Origin of the sequence: Amycolatopsis sp. M39, from assembly GCF_001651785.1 — a bacterium.
GTDB lineage: Bacteria > Actinomycetota > Actinomycetes > Mycobacteriales > Pseudonocardiaceae > Amycolatopsis > Amycolatopsis rubida.
The window spans coordinates 206517-230652 of the sequence record NZ_LWSF01000001.1 but is presented as its reverse complement, the minus strand read 5'-3'; the positions used below and the strand labels follow the sequence as shown (position 1 = coordinate 230652).

General features: G+C 69.6%; 23 protein-coding genes. 12 read left to right on the top strand and 11 right to left on the bottom strand.

Going from position 1 to position 24136, the window contains the following annotated elements; translation table 11 throughout:
• Nucleotides 1-6 precede the first annotated feature (6 nt).
• From A4R44_RS01185 to A4R44_RS01165, 5 genes are all read left to right on the top strand, one after another.
• A complete protein-coding gene (locus tag A4R44_RS01185) occupies nt 7-591 on the top strand; it encodes a PadR family transcriptional regulator (RefSeq protein ID WP_067575552.1) in 585 nt (194 codons plus the stop codon).
• Nucleotides 592-683: 92 nt separating this feature from the next.
• Nucleotides 684-1682 (top strand): ATP-binding cassette domain-containing protein, encoded by a 999-nt coding sequence (locus A4R44_RS01180; protein WP_067575551.1) that lies wholly within the window; start codon nt 684-686, stop codon nt 1680-1682.
• Nucleotides 1672-2436 carry an ABC transporter permease gene (locus A4R44_RS01175; protein ID WP_067575550.1) on the top strand — a complete coding sequence of 255 codons (765 nt, stop codon included), beginning with the start codon at nt 1672-1674 and terminating at the stop codon, nt 2434-2436. Before A4R44_RS01180 ends, A4R44_RS01175 begins: the two co-directional genes overlap by 11 nt.
• Before the next feature lie 99 nt (nt 2437-2535).
• Nucleotides 2536-3150, top strand: a complete 615-nt coding sequence (locus tag A4R44_RS01170) for a glycoside hydrolase family 25 protein (RefSeq protein WP_067575549.1) — start codon at nt 2536-2538, stop codon at nt 3148-3150.
• A 45-nt stretch (nt 3151-3195) separates the two neighbouring features.
• A complete protein-coding gene (locus tag A4R44_RS01165) occupies nt 3196-4434 on the top strand; it encodes an aminodeoxychorismate synthase component I (protein WP_067575547.1) in 1239 nt (412 codons plus the stop codon).
• Between the two features lie 34 nt (nt 4435-4468).
• On the opposite strand, the gene A4R44_RS01160 is transcribed toward A4R44_RS01165, so the two are convergent.
• The gene (locus A4R44_RS01160) at nt 4469-5428 is read right to left on the bottom strand and encodes a zinc-binding dehydrogenase (RefSeq protein WP_067575538.1); all 960 of its coding nucleotides are present in this window, start codon (nt 5426-5428) and stop codon (nt 4469-4471) included.
• 176 nt (nt 5429-5604) lie between these two features.
• Here A4R44_RS01160 and A4R44_RS01155 point away from each other — a divergent pair, with 176 nt between their 5' ends.
• A complete protein-coding gene (locus A4R44_RS01155; protein WP_095213139.1) occupies nt 5605-6081 on the top strand; it encodes a QsdR family transcriptional regulator in 477 nt (158 codons plus the stop codon).
• A 9-nt stretch (nt 6082-6090) separates the two neighbouring features.
• Entirely contained in the window at nt 6091-7254 is a 1164-nt protein-coding gene (locus A4R44_RS01150) for a PD40 domain-containing protein (protein ID WP_198545132.1), read from the top strand.
• 1 nt (nt 7255) lies between these two features.
• On the opposite strand, the gene rsmI is transcribed toward A4R44_RS01150, so the two are convergent.
• A complete protein-coding gene (rsmI, locus tag A4R44_RS01145) occupies nt 7256-8095 on the bottom strand; it encodes a 16S rRNA (cytidine(1402)-2'-O)-methyltransferase (protein WP_067575536.1) in 840 nt (279 codons plus the stop codon).
• A 54-nt stretch (nt 8096-8149) separates the two neighbouring features.
• Between rsmI and A4R44_RS01140 the strand changes: the two genes are divergently transcribed.
• On the top strand, nt 8150-9718 hold the full coding sequence (locus A4R44_RS01140) for a dolichyl-phosphate-mannose--protein mannosyltransferase (protein ID WP_067575533.1): 1569 nt from the start codon (nt 8150-8152) through the stop codon (nt 9716-9718).
• Here the strand turns inward: A4R44_RS01140 and A4R44_RS01135 are convergent.
• Nucleotides 9669-10448: a helix-turn-helix domain-containing protein gene (locus A4R44_RS01135; protein WP_232791454.1), complete on the bottom strand. Its 780-nt coding sequence runs from the start codon at nt 10446-10448 to the stop codon at nt 9669-9671. The genes A4R44_RS01140 and A4R44_RS01135 overlap by 50 nt on opposite strands.
• A gap of 55 nt (nt 10449-10503) precedes the next feature.
• Here A4R44_RS01135 and A4R44_RS01130 point away from each other — a divergent pair, with 55 nt between their 5' ends.
• Nucleotides 10504-11070 (top strand): class I SAM-dependent methyltransferase, encoded by a 567-nt coding sequence (locus tag A4R44_RS01130; RefSeq protein WP_067575532.1) that lies wholly within the window; start codon nt 10504-10506, stop codon nt 11068-11070.
• A 41-nt stretch (nt 11071-11111) separates the two neighbouring features.
• Here A4R44_RS01130 and A4R44_RS01125 read toward each other — a convergent pair whose 3' ends face one another.
• Complete coding sequence (locus A4R44_RS01125; protein WP_067575531.1) at nt 11112-12833, bottom strand: serine/threonine-protein kinase; 1722 nt, start codon at nt 12831-12833, stop codon at nt 11112-11114.
• Between the two features lie 217 nt (nt 12834-13050).
• Here A4R44_RS01125 and A4R44_RS01120 point away from each other — a divergent pair, with 217 nt between their 5' ends.
• Nucleotides 13051-14925 carry a propionyl-CoA synthetase gene (locus A4R44_RS01120; RefSeq protein WP_067575528.1) on the top strand — a complete coding sequence of 625 codons (1875 nt, stop codon included), beginning with the start codon at nt 13051-13053 and terminating at the stop codon, nt 14923-14925.
• A 393-nt stretch (nt 14926-15318) separates the two neighbouring features.
• The gene (locus A4R44_RS01115) at nt 15319-16893 is read left to right on the top strand and encodes a beta-N-acetylhexosaminidase (protein ID WP_067575527.1); all 1575 of its coding nucleotides are present in this window, start codon (nt 15319-15321) and stop codon (nt 16891-16893) included.
• Here the strand turns inward: A4R44_RS01115 and A4R44_RS01110 are convergent.
• The 4 genes from A4R44_RS01110 to A4R44_RS01090 form a co-directional block, all read right to left on the bottom strand.
• A complete protein-coding gene (locus tag A4R44_RS01110; protein WP_093575521.1) occupies nt 16870-17559 on the bottom strand; it encodes an MOSC domain-containing protein in 690 nt (229 codons plus the stop codon). The genes A4R44_RS01115 and A4R44_RS01110 overlap by 24 nt on opposite strands.
• Before the next feature lie 273 nt (nt 17560-17832).
• Nucleotides 17833-18228 (bottom strand): hypothetical protein, encoded by a 396-nt coding sequence (locus tag A4R44_RS01100; RefSeq protein WP_067575525.1) that lies wholly within the window; start codon nt 18226-18228, stop codon nt 17833-17835.
• 153 nt (nt 18229-18381) lie between these two features.
• Nucleotides 18382-18753: a DUF779 domain-containing protein gene (locus A4R44_RS01095; protein ID WP_067575524.1), complete on the bottom strand. Its 372-nt coding sequence runs from the start codon at nt 18751-18753 to the stop codon at nt 18382-18384.
• On the bottom strand, nt 18753-20276 hold the full coding sequence (locus A4R44_RS01090) for an aldehyde dehydrogenase family protein (RefSeq protein WP_067575522.1): 1524 nt from the start codon (nt 20274-20276) through the stop codon (nt 18753-18755). Before A4R44_RS01090 ends, A4R44_RS01095 begins: the two co-directional genes overlap by 1 nt.
• A gap of 106 nt (nt 20277-20382) precedes the next feature.
• On the opposite strand from A4R44_RS01090, the gene A4R44_RS01085 reads away from it, so the two are divergent.
• Entirely contained in the window at nt 20383-21855 is a 1473-nt protein-coding gene (locus tag A4R44_RS01085) for a helix-turn-helix domain-containing protein (RefSeq protein ID WP_067575521.1), read from the top strand.
• Nucleotides 21856-21858: 3 nt separating this feature from the next.
• Here A4R44_RS01085 and A4R44_RS01080 read toward each other — a convergent pair whose 3' ends face one another.
• The 3 genes from A4R44_RS01080 to A4R44_RS01075 all read right to left on the bottom strand — a co-directional run bounded on the left by A4R44_RS01080 (nt 21859) and on the right by A4R44_RS01075 (nt 23978).
• A complete protein-coding gene (locus A4R44_RS01080; protein WP_067576505.1) occupies nt 21859-22770 on the bottom strand; it encodes an NAD(P)-dependent oxidoreductase in 912 nt (303 codons plus the stop codon).
• 22 nt (nt 22771-22792) lie between these two features.
• Nucleotides 22793-23128, bottom strand: a complete 336-nt coding sequence (locus tag A4R44_RS45175; RefSeq protein ID WP_095213138.1) for a DUF1963 domain-containing protein — start codon at nt 23126-23128, stop codon at nt 22793-22795.
• Between the two features lie 205 nt (nt 23129-23333).
• Nucleotides 23334-23978 carry a lytic polysaccharide monooxygenase gene (locus A4R44_RS01075; protein ID WP_067575520.1) on the bottom strand — a complete coding sequence of 215 codons (645 nt, stop codon included), beginning with the start codon at nt 23976-23978 and terminating at the stop codon, nt 23334-23336.
• Nucleotides 23979-24136: the final 158 nt, after the last annotated feature.

The window sequence follows — 24136 nt, the reverse complement described above, 5'->3', positions numbered from 1 at the left end:
GAGCCGGTGTCGGCGACGCGTCTGCTGGTGCTCGGGGTCGTGCGGATGTTCGGCCGCGCGCACGGCTACCAGGTGCGCCGCGAACTGCTGTCGTGGTCGGCGGACAAGTGGGCGAACGTCCAGCCCGGTTCGATCTACCACGCGCTCAAGAAAATGGCCGCCGAGGACCTGCTGGAGAAGATCGACGTCGAACCGGGCGACGGCGGCCCGGACCGGGTCGCCTACCGGCTCTCTCCCGCGGGCGAGCAGGAGTTCCAGGTGCTGCTGGCGAAGGGCTTGTCCGATCCGAGCGCGAGCAACGCGGAGCTGTGCGCGGCGATCAGCCTGATGCCCGCGCTCCCTCGCAAGCACGTGATCAGCCTGCTTCGGCAGAACCTCATCCACTTCGAGGCGGAAGAGCGCCGTTCGCAGCTGGGCCTGGAGGACGACACCTGGAACAAGCCGCCGCATGTGTCCGAGCTGTTCCGGCTGTGGGGCGGGATCGCCAGGGCCAGCACGGAATGGCTCACCGGGCTGATCGCCAGGCTCGAGGCGGGCGAATACGTGATGGCCGACGATCCGGGCTCGGCGTTCGGCCAGCCGCCCCAGTAATCAAATTTGACTAACCCTTCGGTTCCGGGCACAGTGTGCGCGTCAGCTATTCAAAATTGACTAGCTGATCTTCTGGGAGGAGAGGGCAATCCATGATCACGGCACGCGGACTTGAGCGGCGGTTCCGCCGCAAGGGCCGAGCCGGTGGCGAAGTGCACGCGGTGCAGGGGGTCGATCTCGACGTCGAGGCGGGCGAGCTGGTCGGCTTCCTCGGCCCGAACGGGGCGGGCAAGACCACCACGCTGCGCATGCTCACCACCTTGCTGAAACCGACCGCGGGCACCGCGACCGTCGGCGGGCACGACCTGCTCACCGATGCGGCGGGGGTGCGCCGCACCATCGGGTACGTCGCCCAGGGCGGCGGGACCGCGCCCGAATCGCGCGTCGGCGAAGAGCTGGAGCTGCAGGGCAGGCTGTACCGGATGAGCAAGGCCGACGCGATCGCGCGCGGCAAGGTGCTCACCGAGCAGCTCGACCTGGCCGGGCTGGAGCAGCGGGCCACGAAAACGCTGTCCGGGGGTCAGCGGCGGCGGCTCGACATCGCGCTGGGGCTGATCCATTCGCCGGGGCTGGTGTTCCTCGACGAGCCGTCCACCGGGCTCGATCCGCAGAGCCGGGCGAACCTGTGGGAACACATCCGGCGACTGCGCGCCGAGCAGGGCGTCACGATCTTCCTGACCACGCATTACCTCGACGAGGCCGACGCGCTGGCCGACCGGCTGATCGTGATCGACGACGGCCGGATCGTCGCCGAGGGGCATCCGGACGCGCTGAAGGAGCAGGTCTCCGGCGACGGCGTGGCGATCGAGGTCGATCCGCGCTCCGCCGCGGCCGCCGCGGACCTGGCCCGGCAGCTGCCCGGCGCGCACGAGTTCGCCGTGCGCGAGGGGTCGATCCGGTTCCGGGTGCCGCGCGGCGACACCGCGATGCCGGAGCTGCTGCGCGCGCTCGACGCCAAGGAAATCGCGACGACCTCGATGCAGGTCACGCGGCCGACCTTGGACGACGTATTCCTTACGCTCACCGGCCGGTCGCTGCGCGAAGCCGAGCAGCCCGCGCCGGCGGAACCGGAGGTGTCCGGTGTGGCATGACACCTGGCTGATCTTCCGCCGCGACATGGCGGGCGCGCTGCGGAATCCCGCGTGGCTGCTGATCGGGCTCGCCCAGCCGTTGCTGTACCTGTTCTTCTTCGGCCCGCTGCTGGTGAAGTCGCTCAGCGCGCAGGGGATGTCCGAGGTCGACGGCTGGATGGTGCTCACGCCCGCGCTGATCGCGCAGCTGGCGCTGTTCGGCAGCTCGTTCGTGGGCTTCGGGCTGCTGGCCGAGTTCCGGTCCGGCGTGGTCGAGCGGCTGCGCGTCACCCCGGTGCACCGGGCCGCGCTGCTGCTCGGGAAGGTGCTGGCGAACGCGTTGCAGGCGACCGTGCAATCGGTGCTGATCATCCTGCTCGCCTACCTGGTGTTCGACCTGAACGCGCCGTTCGGCGGCGTGCTGCTGAGCCTCGCGATCGTGTTCCTGCTCGCGCTCACGCTGGCGTCGTGCTCCTACGCGCTGGCCCTCACGCTCAAGAGCGAGGAGGCGTTCCCGGCGCTGCTCAACGCGGTGCTCATGCCGTTGCTGCTGCTGTCCGGGATCCTCATCCCGATCACCGCGGGCCTGGCTCCGAAGTGGCTGTACACGATCTCGCAGATCAATCCGTTCCGGCACGTGGTCGACGTGGAGCGCAACAGCTTCCGCGGCGACTTCTCGATGGACGCGCTGTTCACCGGCAGCGTGGTCGTGCTGGTCATGGCCGTGGTGGCGATCTGGTGGGGAACGCGCACCTTCCAACGGGAAAACGCCTGATCAAAGCCTATCGACACGCCGGGTGAAAGGTCACCCCGCTCCGGAATTCCGGACGTAGGGTGGCCTTTCACCCGTCGTGGGGCTTGTCAGGGGTGCGAGGTGGCGGAACCGGAGAGTGGGCGCGGACTCACGCTCACTCATCGCGAGCAAGTGCTCGACTGGACGGCGGTGCGCGGTGCCGACGTGCGGTTCGCCTCGGTCACGATCAGTGAAAACGTCAACTGGAGCGATCCGGGCGCGGAGCGGACGCTGGCCGCGGCCCAGCACGCGGGCATCCACACCGGGGCCCGGCACTACGCCCGGCCCGGCGCGGTGCACGACCAGGCCGACCATTTCGTCCGGACGGCGAGCAGGCTCGGCGCGTTCGCGCCCGGATCGCTCGCCCCCGCACTGGAGGTGGACGCGCAAAGCGTCGACGACCGGTTCGTGAAGGCGTGGATCAAGCACGTGCGGCACGCCGCGAAGATCAGCCGGGTGCTCGTGTACGCCGGGCACGACTGCTGGGCGCACCGCCTGCACCCGGACCGCTGGGCCGATTCCGAGGTGGTGCTGTGGCTCGTGCGGCACAACGGCATCCCCGGGCGGCCCGGCTGGTTCCATTCGCGGCTCGGGCTGCACCAGCACGCCTTCGCACCCGACGTGCCAGGCGTCGACGGGCCGGTGGCCCAGGACGCGGTGGTGTATCCGTTCGCGCTGTCCGATGTGCTGCTCTGATCACCTTTTCCGCTGGTCACCGCCGGATTCCGGCACAATGGCGCGATGCGTTTCCAGCGGCTGCGGACCGACCTGACCCCTTCCCGGGTGCTCGTTCTGCTGTCCACGTACGCCCGGGCGCACGGCCTGCCCGATCCGGCCGCGGTATGCGGGAACTGGTTCGGGTCGCGGGCCGTGGTGGCGCCGTTCGTGGCGGTGACTCCGCGGCCGTTCCCGGCTGATTTCCCGGCCTCGGGGCCGTCGGGCCGGATCGGCGGTGGATGGTTCGGGTTTCTGGCTTACGACCAGGCGGATCCGTCCGGCCGATCGACCGGGGTTCCGGCGTCGGCCTGGGGCTGGGCGGATCACCTGCTGCGCTGGGACGCGGCGGGGGTGTGCTGGTTCGAGTCGATCGAAGGTGACGCTGACGCGCAGCTCGCCGTGGTGGAGCGGGCGTTGGCCGGGTCCGCGGAGGTGTCGTGGTCCGCTAGTGCGTTGGACCGGCCGTCCGGGCACGCGCAGGCGGTGAAGGCGTGCGTGCACGAGATCGAGGCGGGCGAGCTGTTCCAGGCGAACATCTGCTCGCGGTTCATCGGGGCGTTCGAGGGCTCGCCCGCCGCGCTGTTCGCCGAGGGGGTGCGGCGGCTGGCTCCGCGGCGGGCGGCTTACGTCACCGGTGAATGGGGTTCGGTGGTTTCGCTGTCGCCGGAGCTGTTTTTGGAACGCCACGGCCGCCGCGTGCGGTCGTCGCCGATCAAGGGGACGCTGCCCCGCCGCGGCCCGGCGGACGACGGCAACGCGCTCCGGCTGCGGCAGTCGGCGAAGGACGTCGCGGAGAACGTGATGATCACCGACCTGGTGCGCAACGACCTCGGCCGGGTGTGCGAGGTCGGCAGCGTCGTGGTGCCGGAACTGCTCGCGGTGCACCCGGCTCCGGGGGTGTGGCATCTGGCGTCCACTGTGGAGGGTGTGCTGGCGGACGGGGTAACCGACGCCGCACTGCTGGCGGCGACGTTCCCGCCGGGTTCGGTTACCGGGGCGCCGAAGATTCGGGCACTGGACCTGATCGCCGAGCTGGAACCGGCCGCGCGCGGCGGGTACACCGGCGCGGTCGGGTTGCTGTCGCCGCTGGCGGGGCTGGAGCTGAACGTGGCGATCCGGACGTTCGAGATCGCCGGGGACCGGATCGCGTTGGGGGTCGGCGGCGGGATCACGGCGGACTCGGACAGTGCGGCGGAGTGGCAGGAGTGCCTGCACAAGGCGGCGCCGTTGGAGGAACTGCTGGCTAGCCCTCGTGAGTGCTGATCGCGGTGAGAACCGCGATCAGCACTCACGAGCCCTACCTGCGCGGGTCGAGCAGCAACTTCCCCGTCGTGCCCCGCGACCGCAGCGCCTCGTGCGCCCTCCGCGCGTCCGCCAACGCGTACTCGCCGCCCGCGATCGCGCGGAGCTTCCCGTCCCGCACCATGGTGAACAGCTCGCCGAGGGCGGTGCCGAAAACGTTGCCCGGCAAGCGGAACACGTGCGGCAACCACATCCCGGCGACGGTCGCGCTGTGGCCGAGCAGATTGCGCAACTCGATCGGCTTCGGCGACCGGCGGCCGGCCATCCCGTAGAACACCAGACGGCCGAACGGGGCGAGCGCGGCGATGCTCTGGTCGGTCGTGGTGCCGCCGACCATGTCGAGAACGATGTCCACCCGCTTGCCGCCGTTGGCTTCCCGCAGGACTTCGGTCATGTTCTCCGCGCGGGAATCGACCGCGACGTCCGCGCCGAGCTCGATCGCCAGCTCGCGTTTTTCCGCACTGCTCGCGGTCGCGATGACCCGGCCCGCTCCCCACGCGTTCGCCAGCTGCACCGCGATCGAACCAACCCCGCCGGCCGCGGCGTGCACGACCACCGTCTCGCCGGGCTCAAGGTGAGCGTTCTTGCGCAGGATGATCCACGCGGTCGCGCCCTGGACCAGCATCGACAGCGCGTTCAGGTCGTCGACGCCGTCCGGCACCGGGAACGTCATGGCCTCGTCGGCCGCGACGCGCTCGGCGTACCCGCCGCCGTCGTTGAGCAGCGCGACCACGCGCTTGCCGTCCGCCGTGCGGCCGACCACCTCGCCGCCCGGCACGAGCGGCAGTTTGCTCGGAGCGAGATACGAGTTCTCCGCCTGATGCGTGTCCGCGTAATTCAGCCCGACGCGGTCGACCTCGATCAGCACCTGCCCCGGCCCGGCCACCGGATCGGGCAGCTCGACCGGCTTCAGCACCTCGGGACCGCCGAACTCGGTCACCTGCACAGCACGCATCTTCGCGGCTCCTCTCGCTCTCCGTGAGACATTCTGCCACATGTCTCATTCTCGGGACACTTTCTGCTAACGTCTCACCCATCGACACGCCACTCTCCGCCCGCACCTCGCGACCCGACGCCGTCGCGGCCTTCCGCCTCGCCCGCGCCCGGTTCCTCGCCGGAGACCGCGTCGACATGCGAGACCTGGCCGGCGACCTCGGCGTCAGCCGCGCCACCCTGCACCGCTGGGTCGGCAGCCGGGACCATCTGCTGAGCGAAATCCTGTGGGCGGAGACCTCGGCGGTGCTAGATAACGTGAGTTACGCGGGCCGCGGCGGCGACGGCATCGCGGAGGCGATCGGCGCGTTCGTGCGGACAGTCAACGCTTCTGAGCCGTTCCGCGCGTTCTTGCGCCGGGAGCCGGAACGCGCGCTGAGGTTGTTGACCACCAAGGCGAGTCTGGTGCAGTCGCGGACTATCGAGAAGGTGCAGGCGTTGCTGTCGGCCGAGGCCGCGGCCGGGCGGCTGGCATCTCCGCTGGCGGTAGCGGATCTGGCGTATCTGCTGGTGCGGGTCGGCGAGTCGTTTATCTACACCGACGCGATCACCGGCGAGGAGCCGAACGCGGAGAAGGCCTTGGTAGCGGCGAAAATGCTGTTGCGCGGTCGCTAAAGTCTTCTGGTGACCGCTGTCCAGGCCATCGCCCGGATCCCCACCGCTTCGATCGGCAAGCTGGTGTGCCATCCGAAACTGCCGCTCGTCGCCGGGATCGATCAGGACCGGCCCGCGGTGCGCCTCTACTACGCCGAGCGAGTGCTTCGCGAATTCGGCGCAGTGGGCGCGGATTCCGCGCAGTACGGGAAGTTCGACCGCTGGCCCGTCGTCGCCTGGCATCCGGAGCGGCCGGAACTGGTCGTGTCCGGCGGCGGGGAAACGGTGCGCTGGACCCGGAACGGCACCTCCGTGCTGGATATCGCCGTCTCCGACGACGTGGCATTCAGCCCGGACGGCCAGTCATTGTGGACGTCGCCGACCCCGCCCGGTCTCTGCGATCGTTCGGACGTCATCGACCTCGGCACCGGCATCGTCGAATTCGCTCCGGTCTGGGACACCGGCATCGTCACGCATCCGGCGGGCGGGCTGATCGCCACTAAGCAGAGCGATCAGGGCGCGACCTTTGTGCTCTTCTCCCGCCCAGGCGACCGGCTGCGGTTCCTCGACCGGGCCCTGATTCTGGACGGCGGCGGCCACGGGCTTCCGGTCTTCAGCCCCGACGGGCGACACCTGGCGATTCGCGGCGACGACCCCGGACACCTGGTCCTGGTCTTCGAGTTCCCCTCGCTGCGCCGAGTCCGCAAAACCACGTTCTCCGTTCCGGAGCCAGACAGCATTGACGACATGAACTGGGTCGCCGAGTACCGCAGCTGGGCCTGGCACAACATCGCTTTCGGCACGCGGCCCGGCGCACTGTGGATCGGGACGCCGTCCGGCACCGTGCTGGAGCTAAACGTGGAGCGCGGCCGAACCACGGAGCACAAACTGCTCCGCTCGGCAGTGACCGCGCTGGCCGCGACGTCGAGCGGCGACCTCGTGGTCGCCGGAGACGGCGAACTCGCGCTGGTGCCCGTTCCCGGTCCGCGCACTGTCGCGGATCCGGCCACCGTCGCCGAGTTCCTCGCCAGCACCGCGGAAATTCCCGGCGACGGCCTGCCGGAAGACCACGTCGTGCACACCGACGGCATCAGCACCTGGGGGCAGGAGGACCTGGCCACGATCACTGAAGCCGCGCCCGGCGACCCGCACTGGCTGCAGACCCGCGCCTGGCTCAACGCCCGCCGGAGCTGACTCACTTCCGAGCAGCGAGCACCGCCGCGTAAAGCTCCTTTGTAGACACCCCAGCCGCACCCGCCACCTCGGCCGCGACGGTCTTCAGCCGCTCCCCCGACGCGACCCGCTCCGCCACCTCCGGCACCAAGTCCGGCACCGATACCTGCCGAGGCGGCGCGCCCTCCAGCACCACCGAGATCTCGCCGCGCACCCCGTCCGCTGCCCACTCGGCAAGTTCCGCGAGAGTGCCGCGTTTGACCTCTTCGTAGGTCTTTGTCAGCTCCCGGCATACCGCGGCCCGCCGCGACCCGCCCAGCGCGGCGGCAGCGTCGGCCAGCAGGGACGCGATCCGGTGCGGCGATTCGAAGAACACGACAGTCCGACGCTCGCTCACCAACTCCGCGAACCACTTCGTCCGCTCGCCGGGCTTGCGCGGCGCGAAACCCTCGAAGCAGAACCGGTCGCACGGCAGCCCGGACAACGCGAGCGCCGTCGTCACCGCCGACGGGCCGGGGAGGCAGGTGATCGGCAGGTCCTCCTCGACGCAAGCGGCCACGAGACGGAAGCCCGGATCGGACACGCTCGGCATCCCGGCATCGGTCACGACCAGCACCGTCTCGCCGCCGTGCAGTGCTTCCAGCAGCTTCGGCAGCCGGGCCGTCTCGACGTCCTCGTAGAAACTCACCACCCGGCCGGAAGGCGACACGCCGAGCGCGGAAGCGAGGCCGCGCAGGCGCCGGGTGTCCTCGGCCGCGATCACGTCTGCCGAGCCCAGCGCCTCGATCAGCCGGGCGGACGCGTCGCCGGGATCGCCGAGCGGGGTGGCGGCGAGCACGAGCCGTCCGGACGCAGAAGTCATGGCAGTCAGCCTAACCAGACGCCACCGGTGGATCAGGCCGTACTATCGGGCCCCGTGACCGCGCTGCTGACCCGTGCCGACGACGAGAGCGTGCGGCCGGACCCGGTCGACGCGCGCCGTCCCCCGACCGACCGCGAAGCCACCTTGCTCGGCCGGGCCATGCCCGCCGACCGGCTGCGCGGCTGGATCGTCACGATCGTGCTGACCGTGATCGGCGGCGTTGTCCGGCTGCAGAATCTGGGCCTGCCCACTGACCACGGCAGTCCCGTCTTCGACGAGAAGCACTACGTGCCCCAGGCCGCGCAGATGTTGCGCAACGGCGGGTACGAGGACAACGCCGGGTACGAGCTGATCGTGCACCCGCCGCTGGCCAAGGACTTCATCGCCTTCGGCGAGTGGCTCTTCGGCTACAACGGCTGGGGCTGGCGGCTGATGTCGGCCGTGGCCGGCACGCTGATCGTGCTGCTCACCGTGCGCATCGCACGCAGGCTGACCCGCTCGACGCTGCTCGGCGGTATCGCGGGCGTGCTGGTGATCTGCGACGGCGTGCTGCACCTGCAGTCGCGGATGGGGATGCTCGACATCTTCATCGCGTTCTTCGTCCTCGCCGCGTTTGCCTGCGTGCTCTGCGACCGCGACCAGGTTCGGCAGCGGCTGGCCGTCGCGGTGCGCGAGGGCTGGATCGGCGAATCGCAGTGGGGGCCGAAGCTCGGCTTCCGGTGGTGGCGGTTCGCGGCCGGGCTGATGATCGGCCTGACCTTCGGTGTCAAATGGTCGGCGCTGTACTACATCGCGGCGTTCGGCCTGCTCACCGTGTTCTTCGACGTCGCGGCCCGGCGTGCGGCGGGCGTGCGGCGGCCGTGGGTCGGCACGATCCGGCGCGACGTCGCGCCCGCGCTGTGGGCGATCCTCGTCGTGCCGGTGCTGATGTACCTGGCGGCGTACTGGGCGTGGTTCGCCAGCGAGACCGCGACCGACCGGCATTACACCGAGATCAAGAACCTCGGCCCGGGCATGTTCGGCTGGATCCCGCCCGCGCTGCGCTCGCTCGGCAGCTACACCGCCAACGTGCTGCATTTCCACGAAACCCTGCTGACGCCCAAGGACAATCCGCATCCGTGGGAGTCGAAGCCGTGGACCTGGCCGATGGGCCTGCGGCCGATGCTCTACTACTACGACGGCAACGTCACCGGCTGCGGCGAATCGCGCTGCCTTGGCGCGACGATGCTGATCGGCACCCCCGCGATGTGGTGGCTGGCCGTCCCGATGCTCGGCTGGGGTCTGTGGCGCTGGTTCTTCCGCGCGGACTGGCGCTACGCCGCCGTGCTGACCGCCTACTTCGCCGGCTACCTGCCCTGGTTCACCAACATCGACCGGCAGATGTACTTCTTCTACGCCACGCCGATGGCCCCGTTCCTGGTGCTCGGCCTGGTGCTGGCCCTCGGGCAGATCCTCGGAAGCGCCAAACGCGGATTCGAACGCCGGGGCACCGGTCTGCTCGTCGTCTCGCTCTACGTCGGGCTGGTGGTCGCGAACTTCGCCTGGCTGTGGCCGGTCCTCAATGGCATCCCGATCACGAACGCCCATTGGCAGGCGGAAATGTGGCTGCCTTCGTGGCGCTGAAGTAGGCGCCCGGCGGCACTCCGACCGCCCGGCGGAAGGCGGCGACGAACGCGCTCGCCGTCGCGTATCCGACCCGGTGCGCGACGGTCGTCATCGGCGTTCCCCGCGCCAGCAACGGCAATGCCGCGCGCATCCGCGCTTGCGTGCGCCAGGTCCCGAACGTCATCCGGCAGTCGCGGACGAACGCGCGGGACAGCGTCCGCTCGCTCGCACCGACTTCCCGGCCGAGCTCGGCCAGGCTGCGCGAGTCGGCGGGGTCGGCGAGCACCGCGTCGGCGACGTCCCGCGCTCGTGGATCGGCAGGCGCCGGGACGACGATCGGCGCCACGTCCATCGGCTCCAGCAGATCGAACGCGACGGCTTCGGCACGGCGGCGGGCGTCGTCGCCGATGCCGTCCGCGGACAGGTGCTCCAGCAGCTCCCGCAGCAACGGCCGGACGATGACGATTCGCGGCGACGGCCAGTCGACCGGGCACTGTTCGGGATCGGCGTAGATACCGCGCAGCTCGACGTTCCCGGCCGCGCCGGTGCGATGCCGGACACCGACCGGGATCCAGAGCGCGCGCGTGGACGGCAGCACCCACTGCGCGTCGCCGACCATCACCGCGGCGACCCCGCGCGCGGCCCAGACCAGCTGGTGCGCCGGATGTTCGTGCCAGGGGAACCAGGCTCCGGCCGCGATCGGGAGGTCGCCGAGCAGCATCGCGCCGGTTTGACCGTACTGCGACATGAGGTGACAGCCTATCGTCTTCCGGTCAGCGCGGCTCGTCCCTAGCGTCGGGACCATGCCGATGAACCTGATGCACCGCAAGCTCTGCAGCTCGGAAAAATGGGCCGCCGCGGTGGCCGAGGTGCTGCCGGACTGGCTCGCCCGCTTCGACCTGGGCGACGACGTGCTGGAAATCGGGCCGGGTTTCGGGGCCACCACGCGGGTGCTGGTCGACGCTCTCCCGCAGCTGACCGCGCTCGAAATCGACCCCGCGTCGACCCGGCTGTTGCAGGAGAAATACGGGGACCGGGCGGACATCGTCGAGGGCAGCGGCGCGGAAATGCCGTTCGAGGACGGCCGGTTCTCCGCGGTCGTGTGCTTCACGATGCTGCACCACGTGCCGACCGACGAACTTCAGGACCGGATCTTCGCCGAAGCGTTCCGGGTGCTGCGGCCCGGCGGCACCTATTGCGGGGTGGACAGCCAGCTCAGTTTCGGATTCCGGCTGCTGCACATCGGGGACACGATGAACGTCCTCGACGCGGAAGCCCTGCCGGGGCGGTTGGCGACGGCGGGGTTTGAGCAGGTGCGGGTGCGGGTGGAGCGGAAGCGGCTGGAGTTTTCCGCGGTGCGGCCGTCGTGAGTGTTGATCACGGTGCGCACCGTGATCAACACTCACGAGCGTCAACGGGGTGAGCGGCGAGGCACGATCTGCGTAACCGGCCCGTCAAGCGCCTTGCCCGCCCGGCTCAGCCAGCCGTCGACCTCGCGCCGCACCGAGTTCAGCGTCGGGCGGCGGCGCGGCTCCGGGTCCAGCGAGGCCGCCAGGATCCGCGCGTGCACTGAACGCTGCGGCAGGTGCGTGACCGGATCGGCCCGCGCCGCGGCCATCAGCGCGGCCATCGGCGTCTCGCGGGTGCCGCGCGGCGGCTGGCCGGACAGCGCGTAGCTGACCGTGGCGGCGAGCTGCCAGGCGTCCGACGCCGGGCTGGCCGGGGAGCCCATCGCCTGCTCCGGCGCGACGAAATCGGGCGTGCCGATCATCATTCCGGTGGCGGTCATCTTGGAGTCGCCCTGGCTGCGGGCGATGCCGAAGTCGATGAGGTGCGCGATGCCCGCCGGGTCGAGGATGACGTTGGACGGCTTCACGTCGCGGTGCAGCACGCCCCGCTCGTGCGCCGCGACCAGCGCGCCCGCCATCGTCGACCACAGCCGTCCGGCGGCGACGTCGTCGATCGGGCCCTGTCCGTCGACCACCTCGGCGAGCGGTCGGCCCTGGAGGTACTCCATGACGAGCGCGAGCCCGTCCGGTTCCTCGACCAGGTCGTACACGCGGACGCAGTTCGGGTGGTTCACCACGGCCAGCGCCCGCGCCTCGCGCTGCATGCGCTCCTCGGTGTCGCGGTCGGGCGCGTGCGCGATCTTGAGCGCGACAGTGCGGTTGAGCTGCGTGTCGACGGCTTCCCAGACCGTGCCGAACCCGCCGTGCCCGAGCTGGCGGACGCGCCGGTACCGGCTGCTGCCCGCGTTGCGCGAACCGGGCGGCGGCGGGATCGCGCCGGGCGCGGCGGCCAGCATCCCGGCGGGCGGTGGCTCCGGAGCGGACGCCAGCGCGGTGGCCGGGTACTGCTTGTTCTGCGGCGGCGGAGGCGGCGGCAGCTGCTCCCGGCGCGACGGCGGCGGCGCGGCGGGCGGTTCGTCGCGGCGCGGCTCCGGCCGGTTGATCACCGACCACGGCGGCGGGCCGACCAGCGCGACCGGGATCAGTCCCAGGATGCTGAACGGAAGGAACCCGAGCCAGAAGTGCACGGCGGTGTTGGCCGACATGCCCGAGGTCGCGACCGCCATGACCACGAAGGGAATCCAGAAGAACCGCGACGGCCACTTCGGCCCGCGGCGGAAGGCGGTGCGCGCCTGCAGCATCACGAACAGCAGCGAGCCGACCGGCAGCACGGTGAAGGCGAGCAGGTACAGCGCGTAGGACAGCTTGAGGCCGCGCGGGTAGAAGAGCGTCTCGAAGACGTTCGGCCCGCCGCCGAGGTAGGTCTTCTGCACGCCGATGAACGAGCAGTAGTTCGTGCTCAGCTTGGCGGTTTCGGAGGCGGACAGCCCGCTCGCGCTACCCGCGTTGGCCGCGCGGAAGGTCTCCGAGATGCCCGAGGCCATCAGCCACGGCAGCACCAGCACGCTGACCACGCCGATGAGCCCGAACACGGTGAGCGTCGTCGCGTCGTACCGGTTGCCGGTCCCCTTGCGGACGATCGCCACGATCAGCGCCCCGGCCGCCGGGAAGAGCGCGACGAGCGCACCCGCTGTGGTCGTCGCCCACACCCAGTCGCCGGGGCAGAACCCCGGGCCGAACAAGGTGTGCGCGAGCGAGAGCAGCGCGCTCGCGATTCCGCTCACCGGCTGGTTCCCCTCACTGTCAGTGTTGTCTTCGTGCCGCTGCGCGGCCGTTCCCCACGGTCCAGCTTAGGACGCACACGGCCTTCGCGAGGTTGCCGGGTCGCGCCGGGATCGTGATCCGCCGCATCGATGTCGCCTGACCTCGCTGACCTGCGTTCCGCCGGGGGAAAGGCCATTATGAGGGCAGATCCGGCCGGCTGAAGTCAAAGGAGACCACGTGGGCGCGTACACCGAGACTTATCGGCGCAGCCTGGACGACCCGGAGCGGTTCTGGCTCGAAGCGGCCCGGGCGATCGACTGGACGCAGCGGCCCACCCGCGCGCTCGACTCGTCCGCCGCGCCGTTCTACCGCTGGTATCCCGACGGCGAGCTGAACACCTCCTACAACGCGCTCGACCGGCACGCGGACGGCGGCCGCGGCGCACAGGACGCGCTGATCTGGGATTCGCCGGTCACCGGACGCAAACGCCGCTACACCTATGCCGAGTTGCGCGACGAGGTCGCGACCTTCGCCGGCGCGCTCGCGTCGCTCGGGGTGACCCGCGGCGACCGCGTGATCCTCTATCTGCCGATGATCCCGCAGGCCGTCATCGCGATGCTCGCCTGCGCGCGGATCGGCGCGGTGCACTCCGTGGTGTTCGGCGGGTTCGCGCCGAAGGAACTGGCCGCGCGGATCGAAGACGCCAAGCCGAAGCTGATCCTCGCCGCGTCGTGCGGGATCGAGCCGACCCGGGTCGTCGAGTACAAGCCGATCATCGACGCCGCTCTCGAAACCACTGAGCACCAGCCGGAGCACGTCGTGGTGTTCCAGCGCGAGCAGGCGCGCGCGGAACTGTCGGGCGCCGACCTCGACTGGACCGGCCTCGTCGCCGACGCCGACCCGGTGGATCCGGTTCCGGTGAAGGCGACTGACCCGCTGTACATCCTCTACACGTCCGGCACCACCGGGCGCCCGAAGGGCGTCGTGCGCGACACGGGCGGGCACGCGGTCGCGCTCGCGTGGTCGATGGGCGCGCTGTACGACATCCACGCCGGGGACGTCTGGTGGACGGCTTCCGACGTCGGCTGGGTCGTCGGGCATTCGTACATCGTCTACGCGCCGCTGCTGGTCGGCGCGACAACCGTGCTGTACGAAGGAAAACCCGTCGGGACTCCGGACGCGGGTGCGTTCTGGCGGGTCATCTCCGAGCACGGCGTGCAGGCGCTGTTCACCGCGCCGACGGCGTTGCGCGCGGTGAAGAAGGTGGACCCCGACGCGGACGAGCTCAAGAAGTACGACCTGGCCCAGTTCCGCACCCTGTTCATGGCGGGCGAGCGGCTCGACCCGGAGACCTACCACTGGGCGCACGACATCCTCGCCACGCCGGTCGTCGACCACTGGTGGCAGACCGAAACCGGCTGGCCGATCGCGGCCAACCCGCGCGGGCTCGAACCGATGCCGGTCAAACCCGGCTCGGCGACGAAACCGGTGCCCGGCTGGGACGTGCGCATTCTTGACCAGGCGGGCGAGGAACTGCCGGCAGGCCGCGAGGGCGCGATCACGCTGAAACTGCCGCTGCCGCCGGGTTCGCTGCCGACGCTCTGGGGTGACGACGAGCGCTACCGCGAGGCGTACCTGTCGCGCTACCCCGGCTACTACCTGACCGGCGATTCGGGCTACCTCGACGAGGACGGCTACCTGTTCGTCATGGGCCGCACCGACGACGTGATCAACGTGGCCGGGCACCGGCTCTCGACCGGCTCGATGGAGGCCGTGCTGGCGTCGCATCCAGCGGTCGCGGAGTGCGCGGTCATCGGGGTCGCGGACCAGCTGAAGGGTCAGGTGCCGCGCGGTTTCGTGGTGCTGAAGTCCGGCGTGGAGGTGCCCGAGGAGCAGTTGCGGGACGAGCTGGTGGCGCTGGTTCGCCGGGACATCGGGCCGGTGGCGGCGTTCCGGGACGTCTCCGTGGTCAATGCGCTGCCGAAGACGCGCTCGGGGAAGATCCTGCGCAAGACGATGCGCGGGATCGCCGACGGTCGTGACGAGGCGGTTCCGTCGACGATCGAGGACCCGTCGGTGCTCGACGCGCTGCGGGCGATCCTGCGGCCCTGAGGACCGCCCAATGCGGTTTTCTCGGTGGCGCGGTGGGCGGCGGTTCGCGGTCGGGGCGCTGCGGCGCACCGGCCGGCGAGACGCGCCGGGCGGCTTTTCTGCTCCTGAAGCCGCGCGGCCCCAGCGCGCGAAGCTGCCCCTTGCCGCTGACCCCGGCCGGGCTGGCGCGAACGTCTGTGAGGGGAACCCTGGCGAGACCACGCGACCCGGCCCGATGCCGCGCACCCAATGCGGCATCGGGTGCACTGCGGGCATCCCGGCGAACGGGCTGCGGGCATCCCGGCGAACGGGACATCCGGCACCGGCCGACCCTTTCGGGCGTTGTCAGCCTCCCGGGTAGTGGTCTATACCTCTTGGAGTCCGCCTTCTCCGCGACGCGACCGGAGGTATGCCGTGAGGAAGACCCTGTCCAGGGCCGTGCTTGGGGTGACCGTGCTCGGGCTCGCCGCGGTGGGAGTGCCCGGGCCTGCCGCGGCGACTCCCGCGCCCAGCGAACGGCAGGTCACCGATCTCGTACCGGTGCCGGTGCACGCCGTGGCGAAGGCGGACGCCACCTTCCGGCTCACGCCGCTGACCGTGATCCGCGCCGGGCACGGCACCGGCGAGGTCGCCGCGTACCTGCGCGGCCTGCTGCGGCCCGCGACCGGCTTCCCGCTGCCGGTCGTCCCGGTGAGCCCGGGATTGTCCGCGATTTCGCTCGACCTAGGCCACGCCGACCCGCGCGTCGGCGACGAGGGGTACCAGCTCGATGTCACGAAGAACGGCGTCCGGCTGCGCGCCAACACCTCCGCCGGGCTGTTCACGGGCGTCCAGTCGCTGCGGCAGCTGCTGCCGTCAGCGATCGAGGCGAAGACCGTGCAGCACCGCACGTGGACGATCGCGGGCGGCAGCGTTCTCGACTACCCGCGCTTCGCCCACCGCGGCGCGATGCTCGACGTCGCGCGGCACTTCTTCACACCAAAGCAGGTGAAGAAGTACATCGACCAGATCGTCCAGTACAAGATCAACACTCTGCACCTGCACCTCACCGACGACCAGGGCTGGCGCATCGAGATCAAGAGCTGGCCGCGGCTGGCGACCGAAGGCGGAAAGACCGCGGCCTACGGCGACCCGGGCGGTTACTACACGCAGGAGCAATACCGCGACATCATCGCCTACGCCGCGAGCCGCCACGTGACGGTCGTGCCGGAAATCGACATGCCCGGACACACGAACGCCGCGCAGTCGGTGTACGCGGAGCTGAACTGCGACGGGGTCGCCGTCCCGCCGCGCACCGACATCGAGGTCGGCTACAGCTCGCTGTGCATCAATTCGCCTACGACGTACCGATTCGTGGCGGATGTGATCCGCGAGCTCGCCGCGATCACGCCGGGCGAATACCTCAGCATCGGCGGCGACGAAGCACATTCGACGTCCGCCGAGGACTACAAAACCTTCTACGAGAAGGTAAGCCCGATGGTCGCCAAGTACGGCAAGCTGATCACCGGCTGGCACGAAATCGTGAAGACGCCGCTGCCGACGTCCGCCGTACCGCAGTACTGGGACCAGGGCGGCCCGAACGAGGACATGGCCGCCGCCGCGGCGCGCGGGAACAAGTTCATCATGTCGCCCGCCAACCACGCTTATCTCGACATGAAGTACACCGAATCGACGAAACTGGGCCAGGATTGGGCCGGCCTGGTCGAAGTCCGCGACGCCTACGAATGGGACCCGGCGACGCTCGTTCCCGGTGTCGAGGAGAAGTCGGTCGCCGGTGTCGAAGCTCCACTGTGGACGGAAGCCATCCGGACCGGCGACGACATCGAGTACATGGCCTTCCCGCGCCTGCCCGGCGTCGCGGAAATCGGCTGGTCGCCGCGAGCGTCCCGAACCTGGGACGGATATCGGGAGCGAATCGCCAAGCAAGCGCCACGCTGGCAAGCACAGGGAATCGGCTTCTACCGCTCACCGCAGGTCGACTGGAAGTAACCCCTTCGCCCGGTCCACTTTGGACTTGATCCCTTCGCGATAGCTTTCGGGCAGTGCGGTCGACGTCAGCACGCGCTCGGCCAGCTCCAGCATCGGCCCCGGCTCAGGCAACCGCGCGTAATTCGCTGACGCGACGAGGAAGGTCTCCGCGACGGTCGGTCCCTCGGCCCGCTCCACGAGGTCGAGCGGCCCGGCCGCCGGGACCGTGCCCGGGCGCAGCACGCGCAGATACCAGCCGCAGCGGTTCGTGCTGATCATCGCGGGCACGACATCCTTGCGCCCGGTCCGCATCGCGAGCTTGAAGCACGGATGCCGCGGCTGGGCGATCTGCACGAGCGCGTCGCCCCAGCCCCAGACGTCGCCGATCCGCGCGTCGCTCTCAAGCGCGCCTTCTACGGAGAGGTTCTCGCCGAAGTCGCCGTGCGCCACGGAGTACCCCTCCGCGGTCCACACCGGATAGTGCTCGACCGGGTAGACGTAGACGGCTTTGTCGGGACCGCCGTGCACCGAAAGGTCGGCTTGGCGGTCGCCGTCCAGGTTGAGTTCGGACAGCGCCAGTTCCGGATCGCCGACCCGGGTTTTCCGGATGGCGCTCAGGACCGGCTGGTCCCGCTGGCGGCCGAGGACGGTCGGCTCGCCCACGTAGACGTCTTTCAGCGACAGCATGCGGTGAACCTAGCAAGTTTCCCCGGCCACTTGGAGCGGCCGGGGAAGCCAGCGGCAGGACTCCGCACGTAGACCGTCTCCTCCGTACCGGATTTCACGAACGCTGAGAACGTCGCGTGGTACGGCGTATCGAGGTGGGGGTAAAGGCCGGCCTTCGCCCAGCCGACCTCCCGCATCTCGTCCGCGTCGAACGAAGGCCGCGCCATTGCCAAGGAGCTACGGAAAGATTTCACGGCATTCCCCCTGAACACAAAAATAGCGAACTGATGATTATCAGCAGGAACTGGCCGGGATTTCCCGGACCGCAATTCGACGAGCGGGGTGAACCCGCGTGGCGACGTCCTTGACCACCACGGTCGCCTTGAGCCGGTGCTGGTCGCCGGTGACGGCGTAGACATCCGGCACGTCCATGGTGAGGTAGCCGGACTCTCCGGTGATGCGGAAGCGAAAGAAGTCGTTCGCCGCGGCACGGCTCCACACCTTGACGAGCGTGCCGCCGGAGGCGCAGTCGGCGAACAGGATGTGCCCGTCGCCCTTCAGCAGCCGAAGGTGGTACTGGGCATAGATCTGATCCGCGCCGGGATAGTCGAAGCCTTCGACGATGGGCGACGGAGCGTCGTCGGCCGCGGCGATCCCGGAAAGGAATGGAAAAACGGCAATGAAAAGCATTGCCGTGGCGAGTATCCGCCCGGACAGTTTCCCTGACATCCCCGAACCACCAGGAAGCTTAATGACACGCCCAACCAGGCGTCGACAAACAACCGGCGACACCCGGTGAGCGGGAAACACTCACCGGATGCCGCCGCAGCTGGCCTGCCCGGTTTATCCGTTCAGCTCCGCCGATTCCTCGTCACTGAACAACCGGGACCGGATCAGGAACCGCACCCCCTCCGGGGCCTCCAGCGAGAAGCCGCTGCCCCGCCCCGGCACCACATCGATCGTCAGATGCGTATGCCGCCAGTACTCGAACTGGGGCCCCGACATCCACACCGGCACCGCGTCGATGCCGTCCACTGTCAGATCGCCCAGATGCACGTCGCGAGAACCGACCCGGAATTCGCCGATCGGGTAACACATCGGGGCGCTGCCGTCGCAGCATCCGCCGGACTGGTGGAACATCACCGGCCCGTGGACTGGCACCAGCCGCCGCAGGAGGTCGGCGGCGGCCGGGGTCAGGCCCACCCGCTCGGGCATCAGAAGAAGCCCAGCGCCTGGTCGGAGTAGGAGACCAGCATGTTCTTCGTCTGCTGGTAGTGGTCCAGCATCATCTTGTGGTTCTCGCGGCCGATGCCGGAGGCCTTGTAGCCGCCGAAGGCCGCGTGTGCCGGGTAGGCGTGGTAGTTGTTCACCCACACGCGGCCGGCCTGGATGTCGCGGCCCGCGCGGTAGGCGGTGTTGCCGTCGCGGGACCAGACGCCGGCGCCGAGGCCGTACAGGGTGTCGTTGGCGATCTTCAGCGCGTCGGCGTAGTCGTCGAACTTCGCCACGGACACCACCGGGCCGAAGATCTCCTCCTGGAAGATGCGCATCTTGTTGTCGCCCTCGAATACCGTCGGCTGCACGTAGTAACCGCCGGACAGGTCGCCGCCCAGGTCGGACTGCTCGCCGCCGGTGAGGATCTTCGCGCCCTCCTGCTTGCCGATGTCGATGTAGGACAGGATTTTCTCGAGCTGGTCGTTCGAGGCCTGTGCGCCGATCTGCGTCTCGGTGTCGAGCGGGTTGCCCTGCTTGATCTTCTTCACGCGCTCGACCGCGTCGCCGAGGAACCGGTCGTAGATGCCGGACTGGATCAGCGCGCGCGACGGGCAGGTGCAGACCTCGCCCTGGTTCAGCGCGAAGAGCGCGAAGCCTTCCTGCGCCTTGTCGTAGAACGCGTCGTTGGCCGCGGCGACGTCGTCGAAGAAGATGTTCGGGCTCTTGCCGCCCAGTTCGACGGTCACCGGGATGATGTTTTCGCTGGCGTACTGCAGGATCAGCCGCCCGGTCGTCGTCTCGCCGGTGAAGGCGACCTTGCGCACGCGGTTGCTCGACGCGAGCGGTTTGCCCGCCTCGACGCCGAAGCCGTTGACGACGTTCAGCACGCCCGGCGGGATCAGGTCGCCGATGATCGACAGCAGCAGGTGGATCGACGCCGGGGTCTGCTCGGCGGGCTTGAGCACGATCGCGTTGCCCGCGGCCAGCGCCGGGGCGAGCTTCCAGACTGCCATCAGCAGCGGGAAGTTCCACGGGATGATCTGGCCGACGACGCCGAGCGGCTCGTGGAAGTGGTAGGCAACCGTGTTGTCGTCGATCTGCGAGATACCGCCCTCCTGGGCGCGCAGCGCGCCGGCGAAGTAGCGGAAGTGGTCGATCGCGAGCGGGATGTCCGCGGCGAGGGTCTCGCGGACCGGCTTGCCGTTCTCCCAGGACTCGGCGACCGCGATCTTCTCGAGGTTCTGCTCCATCCGGTCGGCGATCTTGAGCAGGATGTTCGCGCGCTCCTCGGCCGAGGTGCGGCCCCAGGCGGGCGCGGCGCCCTCGGCCGCGTCGAGCGCCCGGTCGATGTCGGCCGCCGTCCCGCGGGCGATCTCGGTGAAGGTCTTCCCGGTCACCGGCGTCGGGTTCTCGAAGTACTGCCCGCCGGCCGGCGCGACGTATTCGCCGCCGATGTAGTGGTCGTAGCGGGTTTCGTAGTCGACGACGGAGCCGTCGGTGTTCGGTGCGGCGTATACGGCCATCTTGCCCTGCCTCGTTGCTGGTCGGTGACGGTCGGCGACGACCGTAGGCCGGGCAACGTTGCGCCGACGTTGCAACCGTGTGACCAGGGTCTCTACTCTCGTTGATGTGGCGGAGCTGCCCGAAGCCGATCTGCTGCGCGATCCGGAGTCGTACGCGCGGCTGCTCCGCCATGTCCGCGAGGCGGTGCTGTCCGGGACCACCGCGCCGCGCTCGCCACGGTCGGTGGTGTCGGCGTCGTGGGAGCGCTCGCTGGCCGCGCACGTCGACCCGGACGCCGGAGAGGCCCCGCTGATCTGCGAGCCGGACGAACTCACCGACCTGCGCGCGGAGCATCCGCTGGCCCCGGTGCTGCCGCTGTTGCGCGAGATGCTGGTGAGCATCGCCGACGACGCCGAGCACATGATGATCGTGACCGACGCGAACGGGCTCATCCTGTGGCGTGAGGGCGCGACCGGCGTGCTGCTGCGCGCGGACCAGGTCGCGCTCACCGAGGGCACGCGATGGAGCGAAGAGGCGATCGGCACGAACGCGATGGGCACCACGCTGGCCACCGGGCAGCCGGTGCAGATCTACTCCGCCGAGCACCTCGTCCGCCGCTATCACACGTGGACCTGCGCGGCGGCCCCCGTGCGCGACCCGGACACCGGCGCGTTGCTCGGCTCGATCGACGTCAGCGGACCCCTTCGCACGGTGCATCCGGCGATGTTGTCGCTGGTCACCGCCACGGCGCAGCTTGCCGAGGGACGGCTGCGGGCCCAGCTGGCGGTCCGCGACGAGAAGGTGCGGCGGGCGAACATGCCGCACCTGGCGTCGTTGCGCGGCCGCCCCGGCGCGCTCCTTTCGGCGGGCGGGCGGGTGCTGGCCGCCGAAGCGTGCACCCTTCCATCCACTGTGGAGGTACGAAAAGGCGGCGGCACCGTGACGCTGCCGGACGGCCGGGTCGCCACCGTCGACCCGCTCGACGAGGGCTACCTGCTGCGCATCGCCACGTCCGGCTCCGCGACCCGGCGGAAGCTGTCGCTCGAATACCTCACCGACGGCCCCGGATCGACCACTGTGGACGGTCGAGACATCCCGTTCACTTTGCGGCACGCCGAATTGCTGACTCTGCTTGCCCTTCAGCCACGCGGTTTGCCGGCGGAAAAGCTGGCGTTGCAGCTGTATGGCGAAGCTGGCAATCCGGTGACCGTGCGCGCCGAAATCCACCGGTTGCGCACGCAGCTGGGCACTGGGGTGTTGCAGACGCGTCCGTACCGCCTCGCGGCCACAGTGGACGCGGATTTCCTGCGCGTCAAAGCCGCCCTGCGCACCGGAGACGCCGCGGCAGCGGTCCGGTCGTTCCGGGGCCCGCTGCTCGCGGATTCGGAATCGCCCGCGATCCTGGAGGAACGCGAGTCGATCAGCGCGCAGGTCCGGCAGCTGGCGTTGAACAGCGGGGACGCGGATACGCTGTGGGCGTTCTGGGAAACCTCCTGTGGTGCTGATGATCTGGCGATCCTGGACGCGCTGTCCGCGGTGCTCGCACCGTCGGATCCACGGTTGGCGGCGGTACGGACGCACCGGGCTCGGCTGGGCTGATTCTTACCGCGCCACAGCGGTTTCCCGAATCGCCTCGTCCACCGGAGCCGGGTAATTCAGCTCCAAATACAACTCCCGCAGCAACAATCCGTCCATGTGCCGCACCGTCAGCCCCGGCTGTTTCCCGCTCAGCCCGTTGAGGAATCCGCCGAGTTTGACCGCACCGCGCACTGGCCAGGACGGCAGCGGCCGCACCCGGCGCGGTCGTCCCGCTGCCGCGGCCAGCCGGGCGAACATGTCGGTCCACTGGAGATTTTCCTGTGCTACCGGGACATCCGCGCCCGACGCCTGCTCCAGCGCATCCACCGTCGCGACGCCGACGCCGCGCGCACTTGTCGCCGCGGTCCCGCCGGGAGGCGCGAAGAGCGGGGAGTTGGAACGGACCCACTTGACGATCGGCACCGACCACTGCGGCACCCGGTCCTCCGCAACACCGAAGACAAACGGCACCTCGATCACCGCCACCGGCAACCCCGGCCCAGCCGTTTCGCGCGCGACGCGGGCCTGCTCCAGCCGACTGCGCACGTACGGATGCTTAGCAGCCAATCCCCACTCAGGGCGTACGCGATCGAAGTACGTGTAATACGACCCGAGCACTGCCGCACGCGTACAGCCTGCTTCGCGCGCCGCGCGCAACAACGCGACGACAGGTGCGACGTTGCCCGCGCGCAACCGAGGCTCGACCGGTCCTCGTCCGACTGCACGGTCGTCCATGCCACCGGCGAAGACGACACCGTCGTATCCGTCGAGCGCTTCGCGCAGTTCGGCGTGCGAAGCTTTCGAGACGTCGAGCGTCCGGTCGACCCCTTCACGTGCCGTACGCGCGACGGCGGTCGTCTCATGACCGCGGTTCCGCAGCTCGTCGAGCACATGTTGGCCCAGCAGACCGCTGCCGCCTACCACCAAGATCTTCATGGTTCGTTCCATTCGGGCTTCGTCAGCCGCACTGCATCGAGCAGCGGGGCCGGATGAGCCAGTACAGCATCTCGACGTCGCCCCACATCATGTCAGTTTCCTCGGCGCTGTCGAACTGGGCGAGCAGCACCCAACGGGCCGCTTCCTCCTTGAGGTGAGCTGTCCGAACACGTGACGGCTTCGGTGGTGCGGTCCAGCCGGACGCGCCCTCGCTCCGGGGCGGTGGCCACGATCTCCGCGAAAACGTCGCGGGTAGGGCGCGAGGCCGGACGAGGGCGTTCGTTCGGCGACCGGAGTGCCCGCGGGCACGAAGAGCACCCGATAGCCGTCGGCGTCGCCGGGCAGAATGTGCTGGCAGCGATCAGGTGAGCAGCGGCGGTCGAACCGTTTCGCCGCCACCTCAGCGGGCAGACGATCCTGAGCGAGAGCGCTGAGCCGATCCTTCCGTGCCGGCACGCCGCCATGATGGCGCAGCGCACCGGCGAAACCGCTTGCGCGGTGCCCTCCGGTCCGGCCGACCTTGCCCGGCAGAGGTTTTCGCTGCCTCTGCCGGGCCGCCGCGATCAGGTGAAGATCACGTCCGAGCAGGAGTAGAAGGCCTCGCCGGAGTCGGGCCAGTGGCGTTGCCAGATCGAGTAGATCAGGTGCCTTCCGGTGCGCCCGCCGGGCAGGTTCGCCTGGAGCTGGTAGGCGTTGCCCGCGATCGGCGGGTTGTCCTGCCGGTAGAACGGGGTGTCTTCCAGGTCGGACCACTTGAGCGGTTTCGCCGGGTCGTAGCCGGGCTTGGTGACGTACAGCTCGAAGGTGCCCTCGTGCGCGGCGGTCAGCTGGTACTGGAAGGTGTACGGGCCGCTGCTCGGCAGCGTGGTCGCCGGCCAGTCGTCGCGGGCGAGGTCGAGCCCCTTGTACTTGTCCCGGCCGGCGCTGCACAGCTTGCCGTCCGGGATGATCTCGCGGCTGTGGCCGCTGGCGTCGCCGATGTTGACCTCGTCCCAGTCGTAGATCGGCCAGCTGTCGCCGACCGCGACGGCGGCCTTGCACGCGGCGGACTGCGGATTCTCCGGACCCTCCTGGAAACATTGCATGATCCGGCTGATCGGGTTGCCCATCGAGCCGTGCGCGAGGGCGGGGACGGCGGTGAACACCGAGACCGTGCCGAAAACGGCGGTCAGTATCCCGGCTTTGACGGCGGAGCGGGAAAACTTCATCGCAGGATTCCTCTCCTGAGAGGTCTAGACCACACCCACGGTAAAGGCGCGGACACACCGGCTTGTAGGCCCGAAAGTCGGACACCCCGAGGTAGACACCGTCTACTTACTTTGATAGACAGTGTCTACAACATGAACCAGGGGTTACGGAGAGCGGA